4 protein-coding genes and 1 pseudogene are annotated in these 4,543 nt (G+C 33.2%); 1 reads left to right on the top strand and 4 read right to left on the bottom strand.

The annotated features are described in order from the left end of the window. The 4 genes and pseudogenes from AB1Z17_RS09815 to AB1Z17_RS09830 form a co-directional block, all read right to left on the bottom strand. Positions 1-1,579 (bottom strand): annotated as a pseudogene (locus AB1Z17_RS09815) (hypothetical protein); the annotation flags it as partial. An 81-nt stretch (positions 1,580-1,660) separates the two neighbouring features. Beyond that, positions 1,661-1,948: a type VII secretion EssA family protein gene (locus tag AB1Z17_RS09820; protein WP_368051626.1), complete on the bottom strand. Its 288-nt coding sequence runs from the start codon at positions 1,946-1,948 to the stop codon at positions 1,661-1,663. 74 nt (positions 1,949-2,022) lie between these two features. Next, a complete protein-coding gene (locus AB1Z17_RS09825; protein ID WP_368051629.1) occupies positions 2,023-3,363 on the bottom strand; it encodes a flotillin family protein in 1,341 nt (446 codons plus the stop codon). Between the two features lie 106 nt (positions 3,364-3,469). Further along, positions 3,470-4,048: a hypothetical protein gene (locus tag AB1Z17_RS09830; RefSeq protein WP_368051627.1), complete on the bottom strand. Its 579-nt coding sequence runs from the start codon at positions 4,046-4,048 to the stop codon at positions 3,470-3,472. A gap of 262 nt (positions 4,049-4,310) precedes the next feature. Between AB1Z17_RS09830 and AB1Z17_RS09835 the strand changes: the two genes are divergently transcribed. Then, positions 4,311-4,543, top strand: a 233-nt coding sequence (locus AB1Z17_RS09835; RefSeq protein ID WP_368051628.1) for an OsmC family protein, incomplete at its 3' end; no start/stop codon positions are given.

The following is a 4,543-nucleotide window of genomic DNA, read 5'->3' on the forward strand; positions in this document are numbered from 1 at the left end:
TATTATTAACTAATAATTGTGTAGTATTTAAAGGAGTGGTACTTGTTTCTGTTTCATACCATAAAATAGAATCTCCAGTAATACTTAAATCGTTTAAGGTAGCATTTTCTATATCACAAAAGTATTGTTCTGTAGCAGATGTTGAAGGTTTATTTACTTCAATAATAGTTAAAATTACAGGTTTCCTTTCAAGTGTTGTACAACCATTTTCAGTTGCATCCACATAATACGTAGTAGTTTCTGTTGCATTTGAAATGGTATAATTTGGGCCAGTATTTAAAGGAATACCACCAGCTTTTGTACTGTACCAATTTATAGTGCCAGAAGAGGCAGTTGCATTTAATGTTCCCGAATTATTTTTGCAAATAGTAGTACCACTTACTGTTGTTATAGTAGGTATTTGTTTTATTGTTGCAATTATTTCCGTTCTTTTTCCTTCTGTACAATTTCCATCTGATGACGCTAGTGCGTAAAACGCGGTTGTTGTTGAAATTGATTTTTTTAATATGTCGCCACTTCCAATTGGAGTTGCACTAGTTGGTGTTTCAAACCAAAGTACATATCCACTAGATGAAGTTGCTTTTAGCGTTACCTCTCCAGAACCACAGCGTTCATCACCAATAGGATTTGAAATTTCAGCAACAGTTAAAGTAGTTTCGTTATTTCCAAAATCAACAATTGGATCTCCGGGCATTCCACCGTACTCAACTATATAACCACTAATACTTGAGTTGGAATTTGCATAATCATTCCATTTTCCGTTATCATATACGTGCAAGTAATTTTCTTCTCCTGGTATTCCAGAATTTGGCCAATCGTTAGGTTCACCAGATTCCCAATTTTCAAACATACCTGAGGGGCTAGAACCGTTAGACAATCCATTCCAAAAAATTGTTCCACCATTTAAACCTTCAGGACCAGTAACCCATTTCCAAACACCCTCTGTTTCAGCATCACTTCCACCTATCCAACCTTGACCAGTGGCTTGTTCTCCTGCGAGTTGTGCTTCTTCTACTGAAGTAATTGTTGCTAAATAACTTTTTAAACCGTAATAAGGTGTTCTAGATGCAGCTGCAATTTCTGCATTTAACCAAGTGATACCGGGGGCACTAATATACTCGTAGTAATGTCCAGTAGATGGTAGATAGTTTTTTTCGTCAGCAGTAAAAGAGAATTTTTTTTCTCCTGAAACATTGTTAGAGCTGAAGAAAACAACATCTTCAGCTGCATCAGTTAAGTCGTTTATGGCCTCTGTTCCAGATTTTGAAGAGGTTAAGGTTAATTTTCCTTCAGAAATACTAAAAGAGGAACTGATTGTTGGATGAGTTCCAATTAATTTTAATCGATCTTGAGTTCTAACATATCCTTCAGAGATTTGAATAAATAATTTAAAAATTTCTAAATTATTTGGATTTGAAATTGTCAGAGAACTTACTATAGGCTGTTCTGTTGTTGGGCAAAAGAACGAATTTCCAACAGCTTCTATTTGTGGAGGCTCATCTGCTTGAGACCAACTTTTAGTACCAAAAAAACAAAAGGTAATAAGTAATAGTATAAAATTAAATATTTTAGAATGCATCAACCTTGTATTAAAACTTTGCAAGTGTAAAATAACGAATTAAATACTAAAAAGAGTCGATAATTTAGGTTGAGTTTTTAATTAAAAGTCAACAAAATTGAAAATTAAGAAGCTAATTAAAACTACAATTGCTCCAAGAATCCAATATAGTTGTTGTTTCTTTTTTTCTTTTGCGGCTTCTTTAACAATTTTTTGTTTAAAAGTGTTTAAATCACTTTCTGAAAGTTTAGGGTAATTATAAGTTGTTTTTATGGTTTTGGTTTTAGAATAATCGTTACCACCTTTAAATTTTTTACGACGGGCATTTTTTAAAGCAGCATTTTGCTTTATTCTATTAATCATGTCGTTTACGTGACCACCAAAACTCATAATTTTTCTATTAAAAAAAGAAACTGTTTAGAAAATTACGCTTTCTAAACAGCTCTAAAGGTTTTTAAAATTAATTATTTTTCTTTTTTATCTGTATCAGGTTTTGGAGTATCTTCAACAGTTGTTTTAGCATCTTCAATCTCTTCGCCTTTTAAATAATTTGGCAATTGCATACCCGCCATATTAAACATTTCTTGTAACGGAGGAACAGATTTATACATTCCAGAAATAAAATTAGAAGTAGAAGTTTTACCATCTTTTCCGCTACCGTTTTCCCAAACAGTAACTTTATCAATTTTAATATTTTTAATAGCTTCTGCTTGTGTTTTAACCAATTCAGGTAATTTATCTGCAACTAATAATAGCACTGCATCTTTAGCATCATCTCCAGCAGCTTTCACTATTTGTTCTAAACCTAGCGCTTGTTTTGTTAAAATCTCGTACATACCTTTTGCTTCAGCTTCTTTTTTCATAAAAATAGCGTCTGCTTCACCTTTTGCAATACGTCTAATTTGTTCTGCTTGAGCTTCGGCATCAATTTCAATTTTACGCTTGTCTATTTGAGCAGGAACAATAATATCTGCGCCCTGTTCAGCCTCTTTACGTTTTGCCCTGGCATCTTCAGCAATTTTTTCAGCAGCATACGCTTCTTCTAGTGCCTTTGCAGCTTGTACTTTTTCAGATGCATTTGCAATTCTTTCGGCTTCAGCTTCACGAGATCTTCTGTCTGCATTTGAATTTGCAACTTGTACTTTAGCAGTATTTTCACCGTGTACAGCATTTGCATCTGCAGCAGCAACTTGAATACGTTGGTCTTGCATTGCGTTAGCTTCTCCAATAGATCCATCTCTTACTTTTTGTGCCACTGAAACTTTGGCTTCATTTATAGCTTTTGCAGCTGCTTCTTTTCCTAAAGCTTGAATATAACCGGATTCATCGTGAATATCAGTAATATTTACGTTGATTAATTTTAAACCAACTTTTTTCAATTCAGCTTCAACACTATGTGTAATATGAGATAAAAACTGATCTCTATCAGAATTAATTTCTTCAATATCCATGGAAGCAACTACCAAACGTAACTGACCAAAAATAATTTCTTGGGCTAAATCTTGAACAGCATCTAACTGTAAACCTAATAAACGTTCAGCAGCATTTTGCATTACACTTGGCTCGGTTGAAATACCAATAGTAAATCTGGAAGGTACATTAACACGGATATTTTGTTTACTTAAGGCATTTGTTAAATTTACTTCAATAGACATTGGAGTTAAATCTAAAAACTCGTAATCTTGTATTATAGGCCAAATAAATGCAGCTCCACCGTGTACACATTTTGCTGAGAGTCCGCCTCCAGTTTTTCCATAAACAACTAATATTCTATCTGAAGGACAACGTTTGTACCTTCGTATCATTGCAAATAAAAATACTACTGGTATAATTATTATTGCAGCAGTTAAATAAACTCCGGTTAATCCAGATTGTAAGGGTACTAAAAAAGTAAATAAATTCATAGGTATTTTATTTAGATAAGGTTTCAACTAATAATAATTCGGCACTTACAATTTCGGTAACTTTTACCATAGTGCCTGTTTTTAATTCTTCTTCATTATCGGTAATGGCTTCTAATTCGCGCAAGCTCCCTTGCACTTTAATTTGAACTTTTCCCATTTTAGAGCGTTTTGCTCCAATTGGTAAATAAACTTCACCAATTACACCAATAGCATTTTTCATTTTTAAGGTTCCGGATTCTGCAAGTTTATGCATCCAAAAGAACAAAGATGATGTTAAAACCATCATTAATAAACCTGCAATTACAGAGAGGATTAGTGTTAATCCAGTTGATAAATCATTGTCAATGCACGTAACTCCTGTCCATCCAAAAATGGTGAAAAATGCCACTATATTTTTAAAAGTGAAGAACTGAAAACCTACACCGCCATCATCGGCCTCAAAATCACTGGCATCTGCTTCCATATCGGCATCCCCACCACCAATAAAAGTTAAAATAAAAATGATTAAAAAAACAACAGAACCTAAAAGTGCAAAACCCCAATAGGTTTGTTCTAGAGTTGACATTCCTTCAAAAAATTCTTTCATTTGTTTATTTTTATTGTTTATTAATTGTCACATGCTGCCGGCCTGCGCTATAGGTAGATTCGCTAAAAATCATTTTGTTAAATGATTAACTTTTTAGCATGTTCGTTTCATAAAGCATTGTTTTAAATAAGTAATCGAATATACTAAATATTGATTAAATTGTAAGTAAATAATTGTTGTTAATTATTAGTTGCCTTTTTGTTAATAATGTTACGTTACAAGAAAAAAAATAATTTAAATTTGTGTTCTAAAATTTAAAAATATGACAAATAAAGTTGAAGTGAGTTGGAAAGGTCAAATGCTTTTTGAATCGGTTGCGCCGGAAGGTTCTGTAATGATTGATGCAGCTGAAGAAGTAGGTGGTCAAGGAAAAGGATTACGCCCTAAAGCTATGATGTTAAGCTCTTTAGCTGGTTGTTCTGCAATGGATGTTGCTTCTTTGTTAAAAAAGATGCGTGCTGAAGTGGATGATTTTAAAATTGAAGTAGCAGCTAA

Source organism: Lutibacter sp. (assembly GCF_040883305.1).
GTDB lineage: Bacteria > Bacteroidota > Bacteroidia > Flavobacteriales > Flavobacteriaceae > Lutibacter.

Excerpts from the sequence above, each read along its gene's own strand:
- AB1Z17_RS09820 (WP_368051626.1), bottom strand. The coding sequence starts at position 1,948 with ATGAGTTTTGGTGGTCACGTAAACGACATGATTAATAGAATAAAGCAA.
- AB1Z17_RS09825 (WP_368051629.1), bottom strand. The coding sequence starts at position 3,363 with ATGATACGAAGGTACAAACGTTGTCCTTCAGATAGAATATTAGTTGTT.
- AB1Z17_RS09830 (WP_368051627.1), bottom strand. The coding sequence starts at position 4,048 with ATGAAAGAATTTTTTGAAGGAATGTCAACTCTAGAACAAACCTATTGG.